The 22,639-nt window shown below is 55.5% G+C and carries 24 protein-coding genes; 2 read left to right on the plus strand and 22 right to left on the minus strand.

Going from position 1 to position 22,639, the window contains the following annotated elements:
* Positions 1–2: 2 nt before the first annotated feature.
* The 14 genes from GC56T2_RS11080 to GC56T2_RS11145 form a co-directional block, all read right to left on the minus strand.
* Complete coding sequence (locus GC56T2_RS11080; RefSeq protein WP_255516076.1) at positions 3–749, minus strand: sensor histidine kinase; 747 nt, start codon at positions 747–749, stop codon at positions 3–5.
* Between the two features lie 287 nt (positions 750–1,036).
* Positions 1,037–1,768 (minus strand): GntR family transcriptional regulator, encoded by a 732-nt coding sequence (locus tag GC56T2_RS11085; RefSeq protein ID WP_144975185.1) that lies wholly within the window; start codon positions 1,766–1,768, stop codon positions 1,037–1,039.
* The gene (gene nagB, locus GC56T2_RS11090) at positions 1,765–2,526 is read right to left on the minus strand and encodes a glucosamine-6-phosphate deaminase (protein WP_144975187.1); all 762 of its coding nucleotides are present in this window, start codon (positions 2,524–2,526) and stop codon (positions 1,765–1,767) included. Before nagB ends, GC56T2_RS11085 begins: the two co-directional genes overlap by 4 nt.
* Positions 2,498–3,718 (minus strand): N-acetylglucosamine-6-phosphate deacetylase, encoded by a 1,221-nt coding sequence (nagA, locus tag GC56T2_RS11095; protein ID WP_144975189.1) that lies wholly within the window; start codon positions 3,716–3,718, stop codon positions 2,498–2,500. The genes nagB and nagA overlap by 29 nt, the downstream gene beginning before the upstream one ends.
* Positions 3,719–3,856: 138 nt before the next feature.
* Positions 3,857–5,650, minus strand: a complete 1,794-nt coding sequence (locus GC56T2_RS11100) for an ATP-binding protein (protein WP_144975191.1) — start codon at positions 5,648–5,650, stop codon at positions 3,857–3,859.
* Positions 5,650–6,375, minus strand: a complete 726-nt coding sequence (locus tag GC56T2_RS11105; protein WP_144977272.1) for a response regulator transcription factor — start codon at positions 6,373–6,375, stop codon at positions 5,650–5,652. Before GC56T2_RS11105 ends, GC56T2_RS11100 begins: the two co-directional genes overlap by 1 nt.
* Positions 6,376–6,471: 96 nt before the next feature.
* Entirely contained in the window at positions 6,472–7,659 is a 1,188-nt protein-coding gene (ccsB, locus tag GC56T2_RS11110) for a c-type cytochrome biogenesis protein CcsB (RefSeq protein ID WP_144975193.1), read from the minus strand.
* Positions 7,646–9,304, minus strand: a complete 1,659-nt coding sequence (gene resB, locus GC56T2_RS11115; protein WP_144975195.1) for a cytochrome c biogenesis protein ResB — start codon at positions 9,302–9,304, stop codon at positions 7,646–7,648. The genes ccsB and resB overlap by 14 nt, the downstream gene beginning before the upstream one ends.
* A gap of 13 nt (positions 9,305–9,317) precedes the next feature.
* The gene (resA, locus tag GC56T2_RS11120; RefSeq protein WP_144975197.1) at positions 9,318–9,842 is read right to left on the minus strand and encodes a thiol-disulfide oxidoreductase ResA; all 525 of its coding nucleotides are present in this window, start codon (positions 9,840–9,842) and stop codon (positions 9,318–9,320) included.
* 209 nt (positions 9,843–10,051) lie between these two features.
* Positions 10,052–10,783, minus strand: coding sequence for a pseudouridine synthase (locus tag GC56T2_RS11125; RefSeq protein ID WP_144975199.1), 732 nt, complete (start codon positions 10,781–10,783; stop codon positions 10,052–10,054).
* A 117-nt stretch (positions 10,784–10,900) separates the two neighbouring features.
* Positions 10,901–11,434, minus strand: coding sequence for a spore maturation protein (locus tag GC56T2_RS11130; RefSeq protein ID WP_144977279.1), 534 nt, complete (start codon positions 11,432–11,434; stop codon positions 10,901–10,903).
* Positions 11,434–12,030, minus strand: a complete 597-nt coding sequence (locus GC56T2_RS11135; RefSeq protein ID WP_033021080.1) for a nucleoside recognition domain-containing protein — start codon at positions 12,028–12,030, stop codon at positions 11,434–11,436. The genes GC56T2_RS11130 and GC56T2_RS11135 overlap by 1 nt, the downstream gene beginning before the upstream one ends.
* Positions 12,023–13,138: a D-alanyl-D-alanine carboxypeptidase family protein gene (locus GC56T2_RS11140; RefSeq protein ID WP_144977275.1), complete on the minus strand. Its 1,116-nt coding sequence runs from the start codon at positions 13,136–13,138 to the stop codon at positions 12,023–12,025. Before GC56T2_RS11140 ends, GC56T2_RS11135 begins: the two co-directional genes overlap by 8 nt.
* 315 nt (positions 13,139–13,453) lie before the next feature.
* On the minus strand, positions 13,454–14,716 hold the full coding sequence (locus GC56T2_RS11145) for a superoxide dismutase (RefSeq protein WP_144975201.1): 1,263 nt from the start codon (positions 14,714–14,716) through the stop codon (positions 13,454–13,456).
* Between the two features lie 178 nt (positions 14,717–14,894).
* Here GC56T2_RS11145 and GC56T2_RS11150 point away from each other — a divergent pair, with 178 nt between their 5' ends.
* Positions 14,895–15,704 (plus strand): DUF2935 domain-containing protein, encoded by an 810-nt coding sequence (locus GC56T2_RS11150; RefSeq protein ID WP_144975203.1) that lies wholly within the window; start codon positions 14,895–14,897, stop codon positions 15,702–15,704.
* A 130-nt stretch (positions 15,705–15,834) separates the two neighbouring features.
* On the opposite strand, the gene GC56T2_RS11155 is transcribed toward GC56T2_RS11150, so the two are convergent.
* From GC56T2_RS11155 to GC56T2_RS11165, 3 genes are all read right to left on the minus strand, one after another.
* The gene (locus GC56T2_RS11155) at positions 15,835–16,227 is read right to left on the minus strand and encodes a hypothetical protein (RefSeq protein ID WP_033844102.1); all 393 of its coding nucleotides are present in this window, start codon (positions 16,225–16,227) and stop codon (positions 15,835–15,837) included.
* A gap of 49 nt (positions 16,228–16,276) precedes the next feature.
* Positions 16,277–16,903, minus strand: a complete 627-nt coding sequence (scpB, locus tag GC56T2_RS11160; RefSeq protein WP_144975205.1) for an SMC-Scp complex subunit ScpB — start codon at positions 16,901–16,903, stop codon at positions 16,277–16,279.
* A 145-nt stretch (positions 16,904–17,048) separates the two neighbouring features.
* The gene (locus tag GC56T2_RS11165; protein ID WP_144975208.1) at positions 17,049–17,804 is read right to left on the minus strand and encodes a segregation/condensation protein A; all 756 of its coding nucleotides are present in this window, start codon (positions 17,802–17,804) and stop codon (positions 17,049–17,051) included.
* A 210-nt stretch (positions 17,805–18,014) separates the two neighbouring features.
* On the opposite strand from GC56T2_RS11165, the gene GC56T2_RS11170 reads away from it, so the two are divergent.
* Positions 18,015–18,527, plus strand: coding sequence for a DUF309 domain-containing protein (locus GC56T2_RS11170; RefSeq protein WP_144975210.1), 513 nt, complete (start codon positions 18,015–18,017; stop codon positions 18,525–18,527).
* A 40-nt stretch (positions 18,528–18,567) separates the two neighbouring features.
* Here GC56T2_RS11170 and GC56T2_RS11175 read toward each other — a convergent pair whose 3' ends face one another.
* From GC56T2_RS11175 to ribD, 5 genes are all read right to left on the minus strand, one after another.
* On the minus strand, positions 18,568–18,924 hold the full coding sequence (locus GC56T2_RS11175) for a GNAT family N-acetyltransferase (protein WP_144975212.1): 357 nt from the start codon (positions 18,922–18,924) through the stop codon (positions 18,568–18,570).
* Positions 18,925–19,035: 111 nt separating this feature from the next.
* Positions 19,036–19,500, minus strand: a complete 465-nt coding sequence (gene ribH / locus GC56T2_RS11180) for a 6,7-dimethyl-8-ribityllumazine synthase (RefSeq protein WP_033023504.1) — start codon at positions 19,498–19,500, stop codon at positions 19,036–19,038.
* Positions 19,501–19,518: 18 nt separating this feature from the next.
* The gene (locus GC56T2_RS11185; protein ID WP_144975214.1) at positions 19,519–20,712 is read right to left on the minus strand and encodes a bifunctional 3,4-dihydroxy-2-butanone-4-phosphate synthase/GTP cyclohydrolase II; all 1,194 of its coding nucleotides are present in this window, start codon (positions 20,710–20,712) and stop codon (positions 19,519–19,521) included.
* Between the two features lie 27 nt (positions 20,713–20,739).
* Positions 20,740–21,387 carry a riboflavin synthase gene (ribE, locus tag GC56T2_RS11190; protein WP_144975216.1) on the minus strand — a complete coding sequence of 216 codons (648 nt, stop codon included), beginning with the start codon at positions 21,385–21,387 and terminating at the stop codon, positions 20,740–20,742.
* Positions 21,387–22,487, minus strand: a complete 1,101-nt coding sequence (gene ribD, locus GC56T2_RS11195; protein ID WP_144977282.1) for a bifunctional diaminohydroxyphosphoribosylaminopyrimidine deaminase/5-amino-6-(5-phosphoribosylamino)uracil reductase RibD — start codon at positions 22,485–22,487, stop codon at positions 21,387–21,389. The genes ribE and ribD overlap by 1 nt, the downstream gene beginning before the upstream one ends.
* Positions 22,488–22,639: the final 152 nt, after the last annotated feature.

The raw sequence follows: 22,639 nt of genomic DNA on the forward strand, positions 1-22,639 counted from the left end.
GTTCACACCTCATCACTGGGGACATACGGCCAGACGACGGCCGCTTCCGTCCACCCGTGTTCATTTTTTTGCAACACAAGCTGCGTAGGCAAATCAAACAACAGAGCGAACCGCTTCCGCAAATTGTCCAACCCGACGCCTCCCTCGGTGACGGATAGCTCCTTGCCCTCATGGCCATTATCGCAAACGCGCAAATATACCCAATTGCCTTGGCGCCGGCAATCAATCGTCAACCGCTTTTCACCCGTTTTTTTCTCAAGACCGTGCTTAAAGGCGTTTTCCACCAATGTTTGTAACGTATAGGAAGGAATGAGTGCGCGCAGGCCGTCTCGATCGATTTGCACCGCTACCGACAACCGTGAACCGAAGCGAAGCTGTTGCACGGCTAGATAGTTGTGAGTATGTTCCCATTCTTGTTTGAACGGAATAAGCGGCTGTTTCGTCTCATAGCTGTCGCGCAAAAACAACGCAAAATGCTCTATCCCCCGGATCATCTCTTCATTTTTTCCTAGACGCGCCAAAGATAGAAAAGCATTGAGCGCATTAAAAAAGAAATGCGGGCGGATTTGTTGATGAAGCTGCATGTACTTGCTTTCCTGCAGTTCTTTTTCTAAGCGGAGGCGCGCATGTTCCAACTGCCAATAATCGACTTCCTTCTCCACCGCCCCCAACAGCGTTAAAACCGTCAGCGCTACGAGCGGCAGCAACACACTGAAAATAAGAATGATATGAAATACAGGCTCGGCCATCATCACATTCTCCCCGCTATTCACCCTAGTTTCTCATTCCTTCTTTCATTTTATCATAGCCTTGTTTTTTCATTTGGTCACCAAATCAACAGCGGCGGCGATGCAAAGCGGCTATGTTCCGCCGCCGTAAATCTACTCCGCTCCCTTGATACACTCCTTACTCTCTGCCCGAAAAAAAACGTCCCAAAAGCGAATGCTCTTGGGATCGACTGATCATATTCCATGTTATCTCAATGGCGACCTTGCCATGCGGATATACGTATGACGCTTGCCGCGGATGGCGATCATCATACTCCTCCCCTTTCCATTTCAATCATAAATTTGTATCGGTCGCCGCGGTACACCGATTTGACGATTTCCATCGGCCGGCCGTCATCAAGGCAGGTGCGGCGCTCAAGCAACAGCACCGGCGCCCCTTCTTTCACTTGCAAATGCTCGGCCTCCAGCTTGCGGGCGACAGACGCTTCCAGTGTTTGAACAGCAGAACCGATGATCAATCCTGTTTCCTTTTCAATAAATTCATAGACGGAACCGCTTACAACATCACGCGTCAGCCCGGGAACAAGATGGACGGGAATGTAGAGCGTCTCCAGCGCCATCGGCAAGCCATCGGCCAACCGGAGGCGGCGGACTTCATAAAGGTCATCGCCTTTTGTGACGCCAAGTCCTTCAGCCAGCTTCTCGAAAGCCGGAACGGTCTCAAAGCGGAGGACGATCGTGCCGGGCTCCATGCCGCGCGCCCGCATATCTTCGGAAAAGCTCGTCAGCCCTTTCAGCGGCTGCTCGATTTTTTTGGCGGCGACAAACGTTCCTTTCCCACGCCGCCGGACGAGATAGCCATCGTTCACTAAATTGTTGACCGCCTGCCGAACGGTCATCCGGCTGATGTCATACGTTTCTGCCCACTCCCGCTCCGACGGGATCATCTCGCCCGGCCGCCATTCCCCTTTTTCGATCTTTTCTTTTATATGTTGCTCGAGCTGATAGTAGATCGGAATCGGCGACTGTTTATCGATCATGGCGCATCCCCTTTCCGCTTTTCCTTTGGGATGAGCGAGAGGGCATCTCGGTCGGCAATGATCATCACGTCCGGATGAAGGTGAAGCGCCGAAGCCGGCAAATCCGGTGTGACAACGCCTTCGAGAAGCCGGGCAATGGCTTCCGCTTTTTCCTCCCCTGACGCCAACAGCACGATGCGGCGGCTCCGCAAAATGGTCGCAATTCCCATCGTAATGGCATAGCGCGGCACATCATCCAACGAAGGGAAAAAGCGGGCGTTCGCTTCGCGCGTCAACGGGGCGAGCTTGACGACATGAGTCGGCGATGAAAACGGCGTTCCTGGCTCGTTAAAGCCGATATGGCCGTTGCGGCCGATGCCTAAGAGCTGCAAATCGATGCCGCCCAATTCATCGATGAGCCGCTCGTAGCGGCGGCATTCTTCGTCAAGATCAGCAGCCAAGCCATCCGGCACATGCGTCTCGTGAAGCGGGATGTCCAAGTGGGCAAACAAATGTTGATTCATATAATAGCGATAGCTGTTCGGATGATCCGGACCGAGCCCGACATACTCATCCAAATTGACCGTGCGCACGAGCCGATACGATGTCCCATGTTGCCGATGATCGGCGGCCAATTCGCGGTACACACCGAGCACGGTCGAGCCGGTCGCCAAGCCGAGAACGGCATTCGGCTTTTCCTTGACTTGTTTGATGATGATGTCCGCTGCCCGGCGGCTCATCTCGGTATAGTCAGCGGTGTCCAAAAGCTTCAACGCCATCGCTCTCCCCCCTTTCATCCCGCTTGCGATAAGCAAGAGCGCCGCGGCAAAACGTCATCATGACCTCATATCGTTCATTCAACACGACGACATCGGCGTCTTTGCCGGATCGCAAGCTGCCCTTCCGATCAAGGAGGCCAAGCTGTTTTGCCGGATTCCAGCTCGCCATGCGGATCACCTCTTCAATCGTGCAGCCGGTGTAATCGAGCACACGGCGGATGGCCTCGGCAAGCTTGAGTACACTTCCCGCCAGCGTACCGTCGGCAAGCCGCGCCTCTTGACCGCGGACGGTCACCTCTTGGCCGCCAAGTTCATACTGCCCATCACCTAGACATTTGGCCCGCATGGCATCGGTAATTAAGATGAGCCCTTCACTCCCTTTATGACGATAAGCAAAGCGGACCATCGGCGGCGCGACATGCAGCCCATCGGCGATCAGTTCGCACATCACTTCTTCAAACATCAGCACAGCACCGGCAACCCCCGGTTCGCGGTGATGGATGCCGCGCATCCCGTTAAACAAATGGGTGGCGTGCGTCACTCCTGCTTGAATCGCCGCTTTCACTTCGTCGTAAACGGCATCGGAATGGCCGATCGAAGCGATGACCCCCGTTTGTTTTAAATAAGCGGCCAACTCAAGCCCCCCCTCCCGCTCCGGGGCAAGGGTGACAAGGCGAATGTGGCCGCCGGCCGCCTCTTGCCAGCGCTGAAACAGCGAGACATTGGGGTCGACGAGGTGGCGCGGGTGTTGCGCCCCGGTGCGCTTCGGCGACAAAAACGGCCCTTCCAGATGAACACCGAGCACTTCGGCGGCTCCCGTCCGGTTCGCCTCCGCCATATAGCGAGCGACGTTGCGAAGCGCGGCTTCGATTTGTTCGCTTGGCGCCGTCATCGTCGTCGCTAAAAAGCTCGTCGTCCCTTCCTCCGGCAGCGCCTTAGCCATCGCGTGAAGCGCCTTTAGGGTCGCATCCATGACATCCGCCCCAGCCGCCCCATGAATATGGACGTCGATGAATCCCGGCACGATGGAAAACTGCGAGGAAAGCTCGATCGCTTCCGCCCCTGCATCAGTTGGGCATGACGACATCGGCCCGATCGCGGCCACTTTTTCCCCTTCGATCAGCACATACCCTTGTTCAATGGTTCCTGTTTCTGCATACACCGTGGCATTTTTCAATATCCACCGCTTCATGGCACTTCCCTACTTTCTGTCTCTCATTATAACATTATGTATTCTAGTTGTCTATACCACTAAAACAAACCCATCGACCCGTTCGCTTCAGTATGAAAGAAGCAGGGAAGCCGTGGCTTCCCTTTCGTTCCAACAGCCCTACGTCCGTTTCGACCCGTGATTCGGCAAATAAAAAGAAAACGTCGTTCCTTCGTTCAGCTTGCTATGGACGGTAATGAGCCCCTTATGCGCTTCAACGATATTTTTGGCGATGGCCAAACCGAGTCCGGTGCCCGCGCGTCCGCGCGTCCGCGCTTTGTCCGCTTTGTAAAAGCGCTCAAACACAAACGGCAAGTCTTCCTCCGGAATGCCAGAACCGGAGTCTTGAACGTGAATCGTCACGCCATCGCCGCTCGGTTCGACAATGAGGCGAACGGTGCCGCCTGATTCCGTGTGGCGGATCGCGTTGTCGATCAAGTTCGTCAGCACCTGTTCGATCCGATCCGGATCGAGAGAGATTTCGATGTCCCGATCACGAAACTCGGCTGTCAGCTCAATCTGCTTTTCTTTCGCCAGCCCGTAAAACTTGCGGATCACCCGCTCGATGTAAGGAACAAGCTGGACTTGTTCGTACTCTAGCTCGATATGGCCCGCTTCCATGCGCGCCAAGTCAAGCAACTCGTTAACAAGGCGGCCCATGCGCAGCGACTCGTCGTAAATAACTTTCGCCATCTCTTTCTTCTCTTCTTCGCTCGCCGCGATATCGTCGATGATCGCCTCGCTGTAGCCTTGGAGCATAGCGATCGGCGTGCGCAATTCGTGCGAAACGTTGGCGATAAAGTCTTTGCGCAGCTTGTCAAGCCGCCGCTCTTCGGTCATGTCACGCAAAACGGCGACCGCGCCGCGCACCATCGTTTTGCCGTACAGCGGCGTCATTAAAATCACCCACGTCCGCCCTTGCAGCGTCACTTCTGTCGATTGCTCCTTCTCCTCGCGGACGACGCGGGCAAACAGCTCTTTCACTTGCGGCGGCAGCGGCGCCATCGCTTCCGCACCGTTTCCTTGCTCGAAATACCATGCCTGCAAAAACCGCTCGGCCGGCGGATTCGTAATCAACATTTCCCCGTCGCGGTTAAACGTAATGACGCCATCGGCCATGCTGCTTAAAATGCTGGCGAGCTGTTCTTTTTCTTGATTGAGCGCGTTAATGTTAAACTGCAGCCGCCGCCCCATTTGGTTGAACGCCATCGCCAGCCCGCCGATTTCGTCATTCGTTAAAATCGGCACTTTCATATCGAAGTGGCCGCGCGCCATTTCGAACGCGGCTTGCCGCATTTTCCGGAGCGGAGCGGTGATGCGCGTCGACAAGAAAAAGGCAAAAAACGTCGTCATGATAATGGCGATAAAGGCGGCAAGGAAAATGAGTTCCTTTGTCTGCTTTGTCGCATCGGCAATCGCTTCGAGCGATTGATAAATAAACACGGCCCCGCGGCTGCCGTCCGGCATCGTCATCGGCACGCCAACCATAATCACATCACGGGGCAGCTTTTCTTTTGGCTGCCACTTTGGCATATACAAACGCTTTTTCACCGTTTTCCCGTCTGTCAGCACCCGCCGCAAGTCCCGATCTTGGCGGATGAACGACAGCGGCACATCATCCGAGTCTGCTCCGCCGGGCGAATACCAATAATGCGCTTCATCAGCGACGATGATCGCTTTCGTGCGATTGTCGACCAGCGTCCAAGCGATCGAGCGGGCGAGCTCTTCATCGCGGTGATCGTGCATCACCTCGGCCACTTTTGTCGCCAGGCGGGTGAGGTCGTTTTCCGCTTCCTGCACATAATAGTCTTCCAAAAATTTAATGAGCAAAATGCTTAAAATAAACAGCACGCACGAGACGAGCAGCAAAATCGTGAACCACAGTTTGCCGACGACACTGCGGAACAGCCACATCAGTCGCTCACTGCCTCAAACTTGTAGCCGACACCCCAGACGGTGACGATCATTTTTCCCGCTTGCGGCGACGCTTTGTTCAGCTTTTCACGCAGCCGTTTAATATGGGTGTCGACCGTGCGCAAGTCACCGAAAAACTCGTAATGCCAGACTTCTTTCAGCAGCTGCTCGCGATCAAACACTTTATCGGGCGAACGGGCCAAAAAAAGGAGCAGCTCGTATTCTTTCGGCGTCAAGCTCACCTCTTTCCCATCGACCGTCACCCGGTGGGCATCGTTATCAATCGTCAAGTGCGGAAACACGAGCACGTCTTTCGCCGTCGTTTCCACCGGCGCGTAGGCGGCATTCGAGGCGCGGCGCAACAACGCTTTCACCCGCAACACGACTTCGCGCGGGCTGAACGGTTTCACGATGTAATCATCGGTGCCGACTTCAAACCCTTGAACGCGGTTCGCTTCTTCGCCTTTTGCCGTCAGCATAATAATCGGCGTCGTTTTTTGCTCGCGAATTTCTTTGCACACTTCAATGCCGTCTTTGCCCGGCAGCATCAGATCGAGCAAAATGACGTCATAGTCGTTCGCCAGCGCCTTTTCCAACGCTTCGTTGCCGTCGCCCGCTTCGTCAATCACGTAATTTTCCCGCTCCAAATACATTTTCAAGAGCCGGCGGATGCGTTCTTCATCATCCACCACCAACACGCGAATCGCTTTCTCCGTTTTTTCCATCATGATCAGCCCTCCATGACAAAATGGACATAGCCCCCGCTTCTAGTTTATCGAAAAACCGGATGCTCGCCAACAGAGCATCCGGTTGTTGTTCCATTATGTTCCGGCGTACGAATGCAGCCCCGCGATGACGAGGTTGACCACCACCAAATTAAACATAATAATGGCAAACCCGATGACGGCGAGCCATGCCGACTTTTCGCCATGCCAGCCTTTCGAGAGCCGGAGATGCAAAAAGGCGGCGTAAAACAGCCAGGTGATAAGCGCCCACACTTCTTTCGGATCCCAGCCCCAAAAGCGGGTCCAAGCGATTTGCGCCCAAATCATGGCGAAAATGAGCGCTCCGAGCGTAAAGACCGGGAATCCGATCGCTACAGCCCGGTAACAAATTTCATCGGTCAAATCCAAATTCACATTTTTCACCAACGGTTTGAGAGCCGCGGCGATGCGTTTGCGCAAAAGAAGCCGAAGCGCGATGTACAACACCGTTCCCGCCATCAATGACCAAAGAACCGTGTTCAGCTTTTTGGCATTGATGATGGCCGGCATTTCCAAAAGCGGCTCCATGCGGTCGGCGCTGTCTTTGGCGAGCTTGCCTTCATGCGGACCGACAAGCGCCGGCAGCTCGTAAATCATCTCATCCGGCTGTTTGTTTTTATCCACCCATGTAAACTTCGCTTCATAGCCGGAAAGACCAAACGCGGTCGAAACGATGACAAAGCCGAGCGTGGTAATTAAGCAAAACATGACCACTTCGAGCCAAAACGTACGCTTTGACGGTTTCGACTGGTCGACGACGCGGATCAAATAAATGAGCCCGGCGACAAAGCTGATGGCCAAAATTGCCTCCCCGGCCGCCGCCGTCGTGACGTGAATGTGCAGCCAGTCGCTTTGCAAAGCGGGAATGAGCGGCGAAATTTCGCGCGGAAACATGCTCGCATAGGCGATGATGAGCAAAGCGACAGGAAGGGCAAACAAGCCGAGCACGCTTAATCGATAAATGAAATATACAATAATGAAAGCAGCCACAAGCATCATACCGAAAAACGTCGTAAACTCAAACAAGTTGCTCACTGGGGCATGACCGGCCGCGATCCAACGTGTCACAAAATAACCGACTTGAGTAAGAAAGCCGATGATCGTCGCCGTGATACCAAGCTGTGACCAGCGGTCTTTCCCCTCCCGCTCCTTCCGTTTGTCGCGAATGGCGCCACCAAAAAGAAACGTGCCGATCAAATAGAAAACGAACGAAATATATAGCAATGTGCTGCTAAGCTGTACCATGCGCTTGTCCCCCTTGTCCGGCTTTCTTTCCTTCCTCGAGCCGATCGGCCGGCATTGTCAAGCCGGTGCCGTCAAGCAGGCGGCGCAGCTCGTTTTTTAAGCCAAACCAGTTTTTGTTCGTATGCGCGGCGATCCATAGTTCGCCGTTGACCCGCTGCACCCAAATGCGGCGGTGGTTCCAGTACATGCCTTGGATCAGCCCGATCATGAAAATCACCCCGCCTATCCCTAAAATCCACAGCGTGAAATCGCGGCGGACGGTCAAACCGGAAACGTTGCGCGTCTCCAGCCCCGCAAACGCCATTTTGTACTTGTTGTCGCCAAACGGCTCGATCGTCTGCTGGATAGCGACAAAGCTCGTCTCCCCTTTTGGACGATCCGGAGCATACATTTTGAACACGAACGCCGGGTTGTTCGGCACGCGCGATTTTGTCGACGGGTTGCCGTCTTCGTCAAACTCGAAGTCAGGGAAATAGCTTAATAGCTTCACGCGATATCCTCGCCCTAGATCATATTCTTCTTTCGGGTTGTACAAATCGATGTGGACCGTGCCGAACGACGCGCCCGATCGTTTATCGGTGAGCTGAAACGACATCGCCTTCGGTTCGCCAAGGCGGAAGTCGACCTGATAAAGCGCATAACCGTCGAATTTCAACGGCTCGTTGACGCGAATCGCATATTCTTTGACTTTTTTCAGCTTCGGTTCGGCGCCGGCAATCACTGGGCCGACGCGCTTATACAGCACGACGTTCGTTTGATAGTTTTTCGCGATCATTCCGTCGCCAACGCGGTCAATAGCGGCGTTGAACGCTTCGTTCTCTTTCCCTTTTTGATATGTTTCAAAAATAAATTGCTCGCTTTTTAAAAAATAGCGGCCGTTTGTCCCCGGAATTTCCTTCGTTTCGCCTTCCGGAATCCACATGACGCGGTCGATGTACATCCCCGGAACGGAACGGAGCATCGCCCCGATCAAGAAGATGATGAGGCCGATATGGTTGACGTACGGACCCCAGCGCGAAAACCGCCCTTTTTCGGCGAGCAAATGGCCGTCTTCTTCGCGGACGTGATAGCGCTGTTTCGCAAGCCGCTCTTTCAACGCCGCGATCGCGTCGTCAGGATCGTTCACCCGCGAAACGCCAAACAGCCGCTGGCGCTCGAGAAAGTGCGGATGGCGCTTCACCCCTTGCCGTTTCAAGGCGCGATACAGCGGCACGACGCGGTCGAGACTGCAGATGACGAGCGAGACGCCGATCAAGGCGATGAGCAAAATGTACCACCATGAACCGTATAAATTGTTGAATCCAAGCTCGTAATACAGCTTCCCCGCCAAGCCGTACTGCTTTTCATAGTATTCGGCCGGATCGGCGTTTGGCGGAATGTACATTTGCTGCGGAAAAATCGTCCCGATCGCCGACGCGATGAGCGTGATGACAATGAGCGCGACGCCGACTTTGACCGATGAAAAAAACGCCCAAATTTGATCGATGATCGTCCGTTTGTACGTTTGCGACCGGCGCGCGCTCCCTTCGTAGCGCATGTCTAAAAGCGGCTTTTCGCCCACATCTTGTAGCGGCTTGCCGCACGACTCACAAAACGCCGTGCCGTGCGGATTCACGTGGCCGCATTCGCATTTCACCTGTTCCATGGCGCAAAACTCCTTACGGTTTGATGCTTTCCAGATGCCGTCTGATGTCTTCTTTCGTCATCGTTCCGGTAATGATTTGTTTCACTTTGCCGTTTTTGTCAATTAAAAACGTCGTCGGCAACGGCCCGACATTGTACGCGTTCAACACTTGGTCTTCTTGGTCGATGACGATCGGAAACGTCAACCCGAAGCGCTCGGCAAACTTTTTGACGCTCAGCTTCGGTTCGCCGACGTTGACCGCCAACATTTCCACTCCTTGCTGCTTGTACACCGGATACCATTCGTTCATATACGGCATTTCCCGCTCACACGGCTTGCACCACGTCCCCCAAAAGTTCAAAAACACGCCTTTGCCGCGGTAATCGGAGAGACGGTGCTTCTGTCCGTTCAAATCGGTCAACACAAAATCCGGCGCTGTCGAACCGACAGCCACCGCCGTTTTTTCGGTGAAAAAGTTGACGTAAATCGTGTAGCCAACCGCGGCAAGCAATACGAGCAAAATCGCCGTCCTCACCACTAAGCGCTGCTGCTTTTTCATCGTTCAAACCCCTTTAATTTCTCATCCCCCGCGGCATCGGCCGCAAGGATTCGACATGGAAGTTCACAATCTCCCATTTTTCATTATAGCAAAACTCGTCTCGTTTCTATGCGCGGAGATATGAACGTTATGTGACAATGTTTGTCATTTTTCTCCGTGACAGTTAGGTCCATGCGGTATCGGAACTAGCTGTGATGCGACAATGTTTGTCATTTTCTTCCCCCGGAAAGCGCTATCGCGCGCAACAGCTTCACCTCGTGCGGCGTCAGCTCGCGGTATTCGCCGGGGCGCAGCCCTTTTAAATCGAGAAACCCGTACCGCTCTCGCTTCAGCTTCAGCACGTCGCAGCCGATCGCCGCAAACATGCGGCGCACTTGCCGGTTCCGGCCTTCGTGAATTCGGATTTCCACGATGGCGGTGTTTTTCCTCCGGTCGGTGGAAAGCAGCTTCACTTTCGCCGGCGCCGTCATGCCGTCTTCGAGCTTCACTCCGCGCTCAAGCTGCCTGAGCTGTTCGCCTGTCGGGATGCCTTTCACCTTAGCAACGTATACTTTCTCGATCTCATAGCGCGGATGCATGAGCAAATGGGCGAAATCGCCGTCATTCGTCAACAAAAGCAAGCCGGACGTATCGTAATCGAGCCGTCCGATCGGATAAATCCGTTTGTCCAGATCTTTGAAAAAATCGGTCACCACTTTGCGCCCCTTGTCATCTTTGACGCTCGAGATCACCCCGCGCGGCTTGTACAGCAAGTAGTAAACCGGCTCCTCACGCTCGACGGGAATGCCGTCGACTTCGACATCATCGCGCGGCCCGACTTTGGCGCCGAGTTCGGTGACGACGCGACCGTTGACTTTCACCCGCCCTTGCAAGATGAGTTCTTCCGCTTTGCGCCTTGATGCGATGCCGGCGCGGGCGATCACTTTTTGCAACCGTTCCATTGTTCCTCACCTCTTTCATCATCTTACCCTTTCCGCGACATAGATACAAGCGCAGCGCTTCTCTTTTTCTTCATCACAAACGAAAAAACCCGCCGGATGGCGGGAAAGCGGACGCTGTCAGCGCCCGAAAACGAGCAAGACGATGAAAAAGGAAACGATCAAGCTAAGAATGTCCGCTAAAACGCCGACTTTTAACGCGTCGCCCATTTTTTTGACGCCGACGGCGCCGAAATACACCGTAAGCACGTACAGCGTCGTCTCCGTGCTTCCTTGAATCGTAGCAGCGAGGCGACCGATAAACGAATCGGGGCCGTAGGTGGCGATCAAATCGGTCGTCATGCCGAGCGCCGCCGTGCCGGAAATCGTGCGCAGAGCCGCCAGCGGAACGATTTCCGCCGGCATCCCGACCGCCTCGGCGAACGGTTCGATGGCTTCCATCAACGCATCAAGCGCCCCCGATGCCCGAAAGATCGCCACCGACACCAGCATGCCGACCAAATACGGAATAAGCGAAAACGCGATTTCGATTCCTTCTTTGCCGCCTTCAACAAACGTTTCGTAGGTCGGCACTTTCTTTGCTGTGCCGTAAAGCAAAATAAAAGCGATGAGCGCCGGGATCAACCATGTGGAAAGAAGCTGGACGATGGCCATCACCGCTTCCCGCCTTTCCGCGTCCGTTTCCAGTAATAATACCGGTCGATCAATACTGCCCCGATCGTCGAAATCGTCGAGGCGACGACGGTCGTGCCGATAATTTCGCCCGGCGCCGCCGAACCGTACGTCATGCGAATCGAAATGACGGTCGCCGGAATGAGCGTAATGCTTGACGTGTTAATGGCCAAAAACGTCACCATCGACCGGCTGGCCTCATCGCGGCCGCCGTTGAGCTGTTTCAGCTGTTCCATCGCCTTGATGCCCATCGGCGTCGCCGCATTGCCAAGGCCGAACATGTTCGCGACCATGTTCGAAACGATGTAGCCGAGCGCCGGATGGCCGGGCGGCACCTCTGGAAATAGCCGGCGCACAATGGGCATGAACAGGCGCGCGACTTTATGAAGCAGGCCGGCCCGCTCGGCGATGGCCATCAATCCAAGCCAAAACACTAACACACTGATCATGCCGATGCTAATCGTCACCGCTTCCTTGGCGCTTTCAAACACCGCCTTGTTCACTTCTTCCATCGTGCCGTTGATCGCTGCAAAGACGATGCCGACGACCGCCATCATGACCCAAATGAGGTTAACCATCGCTTCTCACACCTAAAAAGGAAAATAAATCCCAAAACGAGTTTTCGCCGCTTTCCTCCTTCTTATGTTCGTACAGCAGCGGCGTCTCATCCACCGCTTTATCGTGCAAATAAAGCACCGCCTTTCCGACCGCCGCTGGAACGCGATCCGGATCTTCTTTCCACTCAGCGCGCGGCTTCAGCAAATACACGTTCACCCGCAATTCGCTCTCTTCCTCGCTGGTCACGGGATATTGCAAATCGCGGGCCGCGCGCAGCCTTCCTTCATAAAACGGATCGGCGATTTTGCCGATGATTCGCTTTCCGCTCACTTTCGCGATATGATAATGGGAAAACCCGTATTCGTACATCGCGATGTGGTCGTTCCAATCGTCTGGAGCGTCCAACGTGACAGCAATCAAATTGACCCCATCTTTGGACGCCGTCGTCACCAGCGTGCGATGCGCCCGCTTCGTATAGCCGGTTTTTCCGCCGGTGCAATATTCGTAAAGGCTGGTGAGCAGCTTGTTTTTATTCCGCCACACCCTTGCGCCTTCCTCTCCCGGAGGGGCGGGCGCGCGATACACTTTCGTCCCGGAGATGCGGCGAAATTCGCTGTTTTTCATCGCGTATTGCATCAAGAGCGCCATGTCGTAAGCGGTCGAATAATGGTTTTCCGCGTCATCCAAGCCGTGCGGATTGGCAAACTCTGTATCGCGCATCCCGATTTCAGCCGCTTTTTTGTTCATTAAAAACACAAACCCTTCAACGCTGCCGCCGACATGTTCGGCAATCGCCACCGCCGCGTCGTTGCCGGAGCGAAGCATCAATCCGTACACTAAATCGCGCAGCTTGATTTTTTCCCCTTGACGCAAGTAAATCGACGACCCTTCCGTTCGAACGGCGCGGGCGCTGACCGTGACGAGGTCATCCATTTTTCCTGACTCAATCGCTAAAACGGCGGTCATAATTTTCGTAATGCTGGCGATGCGCCGCTTTGTATAGGCGTCTTTAGCAAACAAAACCCGTCCGGAATGTTGCTCCATTAAAATCGCGCTTTTCGCGCTCACCCCGTTCATCGCATCCATCCGTCCCGGGATCAACGCGATGATCCCCGCAGCGAGGGCCATCAAAGCTATGAGCCGCTTCCATTTGTCCACGCGTATCGGCGAGGCTCCCCCTTCGGCGAGCGAGGGAAACCGCCTGTCCCCCTTTCCAAGTTGGGCTGACATGAGCGCGAGCGAGGAAAACCGTTGAAACGTCCAAGCCGTGCTTGGTACAAGTGTATGCGGGGCGCGGACAAATATGATGAAAAAATAGCGGCTGACCAAAAAGGGCGTCTACCGTGCAGATCGATACCACCTATCGCGTGACAGAAGCGGTCAGCACGATATGAAAGAGGGTGTCCCATCCTTTTGGAACACCCTCCCTGTTTGGACATCCGGTTAAAACGGCGGCCAGCGCAGCTTCTTAGCCTCAGCAAAGCGCGCTTCGACATTGCGCCAATTCACTACATTCCACCAATTGTCAATATACGCCGCCCGGTCGTTTTTATATTGCAAATAATACGCATGTTCCCAAACGTCGAGCACAAGAAGCGGAATCACATCCCATTGCGCCATCAGCTGGTGTTTTTCCGCCTGCAAAATTTCAAGCCGATGCGCTCGCGGCGCCCAAACGAGCAGCGCCCAGCCAACCCCTTCCGCACTCTTGGCCGCTTCGGTGAAATGGCGGCGAAAGGCAGCGAAACTACCGAAATCGCGCTCGATTTGCGCCCGCAGTTCCCCGCGCGGCTCGCCACCGCCGTTCGGATCCATATTATACCAAAAAATAGTATGCAAATAGTGGCCGGAACCGTGGAACGCCGCCTCCCGCTCCCAATGCTTGAGCAGCTCAAATCGGTTCGTGCGGCGCGCCTCGGCCATCATCCGCTCCGCTTGATTCAGGCCGTCGACGTAGCTTTGATGGTGTTTCGTGTGGTGCAGGCGCATGATTTCTTCGGAAATATGAGGTTCAAGGGCATCATACTTGTACGGCAGCGGCGGCAAAACATGTTTGCCGGGAGGAACGGCCGGCTGTCGTTCGCGATCGAGAGAGTCCAATGATGAATCGAGGCATCCGGTCTGTTGTTCCCCGGCAGCGGCCTCCCGCGCGTTCGCTTCTTCCCTCTCATCGACAGGCGTTGATCGTTGTTCATCCTCCCGTTCGCCGTCCACCTCCGTCCGCGCTTCGGCCACGGTCAGCCCCGCTGTCTGGGCAGCGGCCGGCCCCGCCGCTTGCCCTTGTTCGTCGGACGGCGCACCAACGAGATGGACGGCCCGCTCGTACACCTCATCGACAAGCTGCTGCAGCGCAGCGATCGTTTCTTCGGTCCATGCATCGTCATGTTGGTCAATGTAAGCAGACAAGGCGGAAAGCCCGATATCCTCGGCAGCCCCGCGCAACGCCAGCGCCTGCTCCATCTGTTTTCCCCACTCGGCCGCCTCGAAGGCGTAATGGCGGAGCGCCGCCGCATACACCGCATCGGCGCGGCGCTGGAGCTCGCGAACCTCCTCTTTTGTCCACGCCCCGTCGTGTTCGGCGATTACGGACAGCAGCGCCGCGACTCCCTCCGTGCTTGCCCCGCGCAACGCCAGCGCCTGCCTGACTTGTTCTCCCCATTCGCTCAACTCGGCCACATACTGGGCCAACAACGTTTGATCGTCCATTTGGAAAAAACCTCCTCCTCTTTTTTCGCCATATCGTATGCCGGTTCATCGAAATCGTTCTTGTCCGCATTCACCCAAATTCCCAGCCACACATACATATAGGAGCGAGGCAACAAACAAAGACACCGCAAGCAAAGGAGGGAGAAACAGAACCGCCGCCCAGCGGTTCTGTGAACGAATGAACAAACCACTTGAACAGGAGGCGCTTTTTGAACTCCGTTTTTGGATGCAAATTCTCGGCGACCATTGCCGGTTCATTCTTGAGGCGCTCGCGGAAAGCGAGCAACCTGAAATCAATGAGGCGAAACAGCTGCAGCGCTTATTCGACGAACTGCTCGACGCCGCTCGTCAGCCGGAAGCGGTTGCCGCGTGGCCGACGCTCGTCGCTCGCGGAAAAGAGGCGGGCGAGCGGCTGCGGGCTTTCAAGCTTCATTTGCTGCGGCGCCATTTGACCGGTTCATTCCGCTTTTCCTTGCCGCCGACCTTTGTCAACCATATGGTAAACGAGCTTGATGAATGGCTGCGGCTAGCCAACAGTTACGTCCAACAAACGCGGCCGCCGCGCGTCCACCCGCTTCATCACGATTTGCTTTGGTTGCTTGACGCCGCCGGCCATGCCGGAGCGATCCATGACCGGCTCGACCATACGGAAAAGCAACTGAAGCAGCAAAGCCATACGTTCACGAAGGAATGGGAAGCCTTTTATCTAAAAGCCATTGAGATGGCCGGCTACTTGCGAGCTAACATTCACCAATTCCCGGCGCTCTCCCGCTTCCACCATCAAATCGAACTCGAGATGGCCATCTTCCAACGCTTTTTGCATGAGCTCGAAGAAATGGAATTGCAAGGGGAAGTGCTTGGCGTGCTGTCGCCGCTCATGGCCGACCATATGGCCCGTGAAGAGTGCTACTACTTACAAAAACTTGCGGAAACGACCGGTGAAGTGAAACCGCCAACGTGCGATTCGACCAAACCGCGAACCGAATAACTGGCGGCAACCGTTTCTCCAGCGGCTCGGTTAGACAGAAAAAAAGAGCAGTTCGCAAACGAAAACGAAAGCGCACGCTCTCACGTAAAACGGAACGTTTCTCTCCGGTCAAACCAAAAAGCCGCGCTGCTCACTCCGGCAGGCGGCTGCGGCCGGTGGCCGCCCATTCACTCACGAGCGCCTGCAGCGCTTCGTTAGGAACCGCGGCGAAATAGCGGCACAGTTCAGCTTCATCATGGATGTACACCCGTTTGCGCCGCCGATACGCCGGGTTTTGCCACAGGCAGACGAGGGCGACAAGATCGCGCAAATAGATGTCGCGTCCATTCGCGACAAACAGCGGATCGCCTTCATACGGCAACAGCTCAAGCAGCGCCGTCTCGAAATGGCGCAAATACAAAACCGACAGCGTTCGCTCTTCGCCACCGTCCGAATAAGTGACTTCCGAGCGATTGAAGTAGTCTTCAAACGTATTCGCCTGTGATTTTTCCAGCTCTTCACCGTGCAGGCGGCAAACGTCCATGAGCGCTCCCCTTCCTCGATCAGCTGTTTTTCTTTATTTTAGCATACAGCTATGGTTCATCGCTCCATTGTTCTGTCAATTTTTCAAAAAACAAATCCGCCTCCCGCTCCGGCTCGTGATCGTCCGCCCATTCCGGCAGCGGCGGCAGCTCCTCGAGCGTTTTCAACCCAAAATAATCGAGAAATTCGGCCGTTGTTCCGTACAAAATCGGGCGCCCTGTTCCTTCCGCGCGCCCGACTTCTTTAATGAGCGCCCGCGCCATCAGCGTCTGCAGCGGCTTGTCGCTTTTCACCCCGCGAATCTCCTCAATTTCAGCGCGCGTAATCGGCTGGCGGTAGGCGATAATGGCCAGCGTTTCGAGCGCGGCCTGCGACAGCGGCGATGCACCCGGAGCTTCGACAAGCCTCTTTAAATAAGGGGCGTGCTCTTTTTTTGTCGCCAGCAAGAAGACGCCCCCCAGTTCGATGAGTTGGATGCCGCGCTCTTCGCGCTCGCAGTCTTCTTGCAGCTTCGCGAGCACCGCTTTCGCCTCCGCCTCGTCGATTTCGAGCACGGCGGCGATTTGGGCGAGCGACAACCCTTCATCACCGGCGGCGAACAAGAGCGCCTCCACAATCGCTTTCGCCGCTGGCTGTGAGCCAGCCGTCCCCGTTTTTCCTGCTTCTTTTTCTGCCATCACTCGTCCGTCGCGTCCGGCCGTTGAGCCGGCGCAACCTCCTCCTTTCCCGTTGTTTGCGCTCCGTCATCACCTATAGCAGCGTTGCCCCCCATCCGGTGCGGTCTCGCCTGCAGCCGTAAACAGAAAGCGACGGATGGGCGTCTCAGCCGCTCGGCCTAGCCGCAAGAAACAAATCGCTGAAATTTCGCTCTTGTTCCACAATGATTTCGTTTTGCTTAATCAGCTCCAAAACGGCTAGAAACGTCACCACGATATAAGCGCGGTCATAGACGGGAAATAAATCATAAAAGTTTTTCCGCCCGTTCGTCTCTCGCAGCTCCTGCAAAATCTCTGCCATTCGCTTTTCAACGGAAAGATCTTGGCGGGCGATTTTTGCCCGCAGTGGTTTTTGCAACTTCTTGCGGCGCAGCAGTTTTGACAGGGCGCCAAGCATATCATACACGTTCACATCGAGCGGCGCCGCTTTTTTTTCATCGGCATAGGCGCTCAAATCGCTCGGCGGTTTCGTAAACAAGAGCGCCCGCTCTTCTTCGCGCTGTTTCAGCGCATGCGCCGCTTCTTTAAACTTTTTATATTCGAGCAGCCGCTGCATCAGTTCTTCGCGCGGATCCACGTCGTCGGTAAACTCCAGTTCGCCGTCGCCAGCCTCCTCTTCCGGCGCCGGCAGCAACATTTTGCTTTTTAGGGCGAGCAGTGTGGCCGCCATGACCAGATATTCGCTAGCCATGTCCAACTCCAGCTCTTGCATGGCGTGAATGTACGCCATATACTGCTCGGTGATTTGCGCCACAGGGATGTTATAAATATCAATTTCATAACGATGAATCAAATGCAAAAGCAAATCGAGCGGCCCTTCAAACGCTTCAATTTTCACATTGTATGACAATTGCACATCCATCCCACCATTTTTTTCGGCGCGCCGCCCTCAGCGGCTTCCGTACGTACAGCCCATTTTATTGTATCATAATCAGGCGGCGGGGCGAGCAGAAATCCGTTGCTTTTTTGCCCTCGGCAGCGATGCGGCGTATAATGAAAGAAAAACGGCGCCCGCGCTTCCCGGCTGAACGAGGGAAGGCGAAGCCGGCGATGGGGAAAGGAACGGTGAGGCGTGTACCCGAAAGCGTATATCGACTATTTGGTCCATTTTCACGGCGACCGCGATTATTTTGAATGTCATGAACTGCTAGAAGAACAATGGAAGCGAGACGGACGGCCAAACGGATGGCTCGTGCTCATTCAAATCGCCGTCGCCTTCTACCATTATCGGCGCGGCAACATGTCGGGGGCGCTCCGCCTCACTCGGCGAGCGCAGGCGTTGCTTGAGGAGGCCCGCGGAATGATTCGCAAACTCGGCCTCGACGATCAGGCGCTCGAAACGCTCCTTGGCGACACCGCCGCGCGAATCGTCCGCGGCGAACCGTACCGAAGCGTCGAGCTTCCGATTCGCGACCGCTCGCTTTACGAGCAATGCCTCGCCGCCTGCGCCAAACAGCAGCTCGTTTGGGGGCAGCCAAGTGACCTTGGCAACGTCGACGTGGTCAACAAACATCAACGCCGTGACCGTTCGGGCATTCTCGCTGAGCGCGAACGAAAAAAACGGGCGAAAGCGGAGGGGAAATAGATGACCCTCCGCTGCCCGCAGCCGCGCCGCACTCGTTCCCTTATTCATGGCAGGCGTTGCATTTATCCAAAAACGAAGCCGTCCACTCGTTCGCACACAGTCGACGGTCAGGATACGTCTCTTTCAATGCTTTGACCATCTGCTTTCCGATCCCTTGGTGGCGGTGCGATGGGTTGACGCTAATGTGCTGAATTTCCACCACATCGGGAGCGCGCAACAGGACGCCAATCAGGCCGACGATATCCTCCTCCTCTTTCCATAAAAACAGCTGCCAGTCATCGTTCGTCTCATATTGTTTGATCGTCTGCTGGAGCCGTTTCAAGTCCTTTTCCGTCGGCATAAACGACAGCAACCCCATGGCGATTTTCTCGTAGTTTTTTCGATAGCGGATGAGCATAAAAATCCCTCATTATCGACAAACGTGCTTCCGAACAGGAAACGTTTTTGTCATTTTCTCTATACGTATTATAAACATTCTCACCGATATTGTGAACCGTTTCCTGCTTTTTTACGCAAATGCCCGCAACACGTTTGCCATTTCGATGGCCGACACGGCCGCTTCCCAGCCTTTATTGCCTGCTTTGGTGCCGGCCCGCTCGATCGCCTGCTCGATCGTGTCGGTCGTCAAAACGCCGAAAATGACCGGGACGCCGCTCGCAAGCGCGGCCTGAGAAACGCCTTTGGCCGCTTCACTGCAGACGTAGTCAAAATGGCTCGTTGCGCCGCGGATGACGGCGCCAAGCGTAATGACGGCGTCGAACTGCTTCGATTCGGCCAGTTTTTTCGCCACAAGCGGAATCTCAAACGCGCCCGGCACCCAAGCGACGGTGATGTCATGATCGCTGACACCGTGTCGCGTCAAACCGTCAATCGCCCCAGACAACAGCTTGCCGGTGATGAATTCGTTAAAGCGTGCAACGACGATGGCGATTTTCAATCCTGTACCAACGAGATGGCCTTCAATGACGTTCATCATTCGTTCCCCTTTCATCTAAAAATGAAGCATATGCCCTAATTTTTCGTATTTCGTGCGCAAATACTGTTCGTTTTCCTTTTTCGGTGGCATCTCAAGCGGCACACGTTCGACGACCTCGAGCCCGTGCCCTTTTAAGCCCGCGATTTTGCGCGGGTTATTCGTGAGCAGACGCATTTTCGTCACGCCGAGGTCTTTCAAAATTTGCGCCCCGATGCCGTAATCGCGCAAATCGGCCGGGAAGCCGAGCTTTTCGTTCGCTTCGACCGTGTCATAGCCTTGCTCCTGCAGCTTGTAGGCGCGCAGCTTGTTCATAAGGCCGATGCCGCGCCCCTCTTGGCGCATGTACAGCAACACTCCGCGCCCTTCCGCCTCGATTTGCCGAAGCGCCGCGTGCAGCTGCGGTCCGCAATCGCACCGGTAAGAGCCGAAGACATCGCCCGTTAAGCATTCGGAATGGACGCGCACGAGAATCGGCTCGTCCGGGGTGATCTCTCCTTTGACAAGCGCCACATGCTCTTTTCCGTCGAGCACATTCGTATAACCGATGGCGCGGAATTCGCCAAATTCGGTCGGCAGCCAGATGTCCACTTCGCGCTTGACAAGCTTTTCCCGCTCGCTCCGATAGGCGATCAAATCTTTGATCGTGATCATCTTCAAGCCAAACTGGTCAGCCATCTGCCGCAAATCGGGAACGCGCGCCATCGTTCCGTCTTCTTTAATGATTTCGCAGATGACGCCGGCCGGCGCCGCCCCGCACAGCCGGGCCAAGTCAACAGCCGCTTCCGTATGGCCGGCGCGCCGCAGCACGCCGCCTTTTTTCGCAATGAGCGGAAAAATATGGCCGGGCCGCTTGAAATCGCTCGCTTTAACATTCGGGTCAAGCAGCGCCTGAATCGTCGCCGCCCGCTCATGAGCGCTAATGCCGGTCATCGTCGTTTTGTAGTCGATGCTCACCGTAAATGCCGTGCCGTGCGCATCGGTGTTATGGGCAACCATCGGCTCTAAGCCGAGGCGTTCCGCCAACTCTTCCGTAATTGGCACGCAGACGAGCCCGCGACCGTGCGTAATCATAAAATTAATGATATCCGGCGTCACCTTTTCGGCTAGCGCGACAAAATCCCCTTCGTTTTCCCGGTCTTCATCGTCGCAGACGATGATCACTTCTCCGTTGGCAAGCGCGGCCAGCGCCGCTTCGATGGAATCAAACATCAGCCCAGTGCCCCCCTTTTTTCCGGCTTATTTGTACCCGTGCTGCTCTAAAAAGTCAACCGTCAACCCGCGCGCTGGCGGCGCTGCTTTGGCGGCAAGAAAAGCGGCGACATATTTGCCAATCATGTCGCACTCAATATTGACGAGGTCGCCGGGCCGCTTTTCACCTAAAATGGTGGCCGCCCGTGTATGAGGGATAAGCGAAACGGTGAACGTGCGCTCGCTCAACCCGAAAATGGTCAAACTTGTGCCATCGACCGCCACCGATCCTTTCTCCATCATATACGCGCGCAGTGGAGCCGGCACTTCGATTTCATAATAAACCGCGTTCGCTTTCGGCCATTGGCGAATGATGCGTCCGACGCCGTCCACGTGCCCGCTGACGAAATGGCCGCCAAACCGCCCGTTGGCCGCCATTGCCCGCTCCAAGTTCACCTTCGATCCGGGCTTTAGCGTCTTCAGCGCCGTCGCTTTCACCGTCTCCGGCATGATGTCAACCGTAAACCGGCGGTCGTCAAACGATGTGACGGTGAGACAGACGCCATTGACAGCGATGCTGTCGCCAAGTTGCACATCTTCAAGCACCCTCTTGGCGCTGATGGCCATGACGATGGCGTCCCCGGTTGCGTTCATCCGCTCGATCGTGCCGATCTCTTCGATGATGCCGGTAAACATCACGCTTCCTCCTTTCGCTTCGGAACAGCGGCGATTTTCACGTCTGGACCGATCCTTTCGACCCTCCGGATGTCAAGCTCGAGCGCTTCGGCGAGACGCGGGAAGCCGAGGCCGCCGATCGGCGTAGGGGCATCCTGCCCGCCGATCAGCTTCGGGGCTATGTAGGCCACCACTTCATTGACCGCTCCCGCACGGAGAAAGCTGTCATGGACGCGCGAACCGCCTTCCACAAACAGCGACATCACCTTCTGTTCGCCGAGCAAGCGAAGCACATCGCCGACCTCCACTCGATCGGTCGGCAGCGACACGACGCGCACGCCCCGACGCTCGTATGCCGCCGCTTTTTCCCGACTGGCGCCTCGGCCGGCGATGATCCACGTCTCCGCCTCACGGTCGGTGACGACATGGGCGTCAAGCGGCGTGCGCAAGCGGGTGTCCAAAATAATGCGCAGCGGGTTTTGCCGCTGTTCCCCGATGCGAACGGTGAGCTTTGGGTTGTCCGCGATCACGGTGTTGACGCCGACCAAAATGGCGTCATGCTGGGCGCGGAGACGATGGACATCCTCACGCGCCGCGCTCGATGTGATCCATTGGCTTTCCCCTGTCGCCGTCGCGATTTTGCCATCGAGGCTGCACGCGTATTTCAGCGTCACAAACGGCGTCTTTGTCGCAATGTAATGGAAAAACATCCGGTTGAGTTCATCCGCTTCCTCTTTTAAGATGCCAACGTCGACGTGAATGCCCGCTTGGCGCAGCTTGTCAATTCCTTTTCCCGCCACAAGCGGATTCGGATCGGTCGTGGCGACGACGACGCGGCGGACGCCGGCTTCGATAAGCAAATCGGCGCACGGCGGCGTTTTGCCGTAATGGCTGCACGGCTCCAGCGTCACATACACCGTGGCGCCGCGCGCTTTGTCGCCGGCCATGCGAATCGCATGCACTTCGGCGTGCGGCTGTCCGGCTTTCAAATGGGCGCCAAGCCCGACCACTTCCCCGCCGTTGACGACAACCGCGCCGACGAGTGGGTTCGGCGATGTTTGTCCGCTGCCGGCTTTCGCGACATTCAACGCCAAGCGCATGTAATCTTCGTCTCGATACACGGCTTTCACCTTTTTCTTTCGCAAAAATAAAAATCCCCGGAACGACTCCGGGGCTTTGGGATGCGAGAGAATGATTTATGATGCGCATAACAGCGAACAAAACATCTGTTCGCTCCCTCTGGCTGCACGTGCCGTCTAGACACCGTTGCCCT

It is taken from the genome of Geobacillus sp. C56-T2 (genome assembly GCF_007829715.1).
GTDB lineage: Bacteria > Bacillota > Bacilli > Bacillales > Anoxybacillaceae > Geobacillus > Geobacillus icigianus.

Excerpts from the sequence above, each read along its gene's own strand:
- GC56T2_RS11080 (WP_255516076.1), bottom strand. The coding sequence starts at position 749 with ATGGCCGAGCCTGTATTTCATATCATTCTTATTTTCAGTGTGTTGCTG.
- GC56T2_RS11085 (WP_144975185.1), bottom strand. The coding sequence starts at position 1,768 with ATGATCGATAAACAGTCGCCGATTCCGATCTACTATCAGCTCGAGCAA.
- nagB (WP_144975187.1), bottom strand. The coding sequence starts at position 2,526 with ATGGCGTTGAAGCTTTTGGACACCGCTGACTATACCGAGATGAGCCGC.
- nagA (WP_144975189.1), bottom strand. The coding sequence starts at position 3,718 with ATGAAGCGGTGGATATTGAAAAATGCCACGGTGTATGCAGAAACAGGA.
- GC56T2_RS11100 (WP_144975191.1), bottom strand. The coding sequence starts at position 5,650 with ATGTGGCTGTTCCGCAGTGTCGTCGGCAAACTGTGGTTCACGATTTTG.
- GC56T2_RS11105 (WP_144977272.1), bottom strand. The coding sequence starts at position 6,375 with ATGGAAAAAACGGAGAAAGCGATTCGCGTGTTGGTGGTGGATGATGAA.
- ccsB (WP_144975193.1), bottom strand. The coding sequence starts at position 7,659 with ATGGTACAGCTTAGCAGCACATTGCTATATATTTCGTTCGTTTTCTAT.
- resB (WP_144975195.1), bottom strand. The coding sequence starts at position 9,304 with ATGGAACAGGTGAAATGCGAATGCGGCCACGTGAATCCGCACGGCACG.
- resA (WP_144975197.1), bottom strand. The coding sequence starts at position 9,842 with ATGAAAAAGCAGCAGCGCTTAGTGGTGAGGACGGCGATTTTGCTCGTA.
- GC56T2_RS11125 (WP_144975199.1), bottom strand. The coding sequence starts at position 10,783 with ATGGAACGGTTGCAAAAAGTGATCGCCCGCGCCGGCATCGCATCAAGG.
- GC56T2_RS11130 (WP_144977279.1), bottom strand. The coding sequence starts at position 11,434 with ATGGCCATCGTCCAGCTTCTTTCCACATGGTTGATCCCGGCGCTCATC.
- GC56T2_RS11135 (WP_033021080.1), bottom strand. The coding sequence starts at position 12,030 with ATGGTTAACCTCATTTGGGTCATGATGGCGGTCGTCGGCATCGTCTTT.
- GC56T2_RS11140 (WP_144977275.1), bottom strand. The coding sequence starts at position 13,138 with ATGGCCCTCGCTGCGGGGATCATCGCGTTGATCCCGGGACGGATGGAT.
- GC56T2_RS11145 (WP_144975201.1), bottom strand. The coding sequence starts at position 14,716 with ATGGACGATCAAACGTTGTTGGCCCAGTATGTGGCCGAGTTGAGCGAA.
- GC56T2_RS11150 (WP_144975203.1), top strand. The coding sequence starts at position 14,895 with ATGAACAAACCACTTGAACAGGAGGCGCTTTTTGAACTCCGTTTTTGG.
- GC56T2_RS11155 (WP_033844102.1), bottom strand. The coding sequence starts at position 16,227 with ATGGACGTTTGCCGCCTGCACGGTGAAGAGCTGGAAAAATCACAGGCG.
- scpB (WP_144975205.1), bottom strand. The coding sequence starts at position 16,903 with ATGGCAGAAAAAGAAGCAGGAAAAACGGGGACGGCTGGCTCACAGCCA.
- GC56T2_RS11165 (WP_144975208.1), bottom strand. The coding sequence starts at position 17,804 with ATGGATGTGCAATTGTCATACAATGTGAAAATTGAAGCGTTTGAAGGG.
- GC56T2_RS11175 (WP_144975212.1), bottom strand. The coding sequence starts at position 18,924 with ATGCTCATCCGCTATCGAAAAAACTACGAGAAAATCGCCATGGGGTTG.
- ribH (WP_033023504.1), bottom strand. The coding sequence starts at position 19,500 with ATGAACGTCATTGAAGGCCATCTCGTTGGTACAGGATTGAAAATCGCC.
- GC56T2_RS11185 (WP_144975214.1), bottom strand. The coding sequence starts at position 20,712 with ATGTTTGATTCCATCGAAGCGGCGCTGGCCGCGCTTGCCAACGGAGAA.
- ribE (WP_144975216.1), bottom strand. The coding sequence starts at position 21,387 with ATGTTTACCGGCATCATCGAAGAGATCGGCACGATCGAGCGGATGAAC.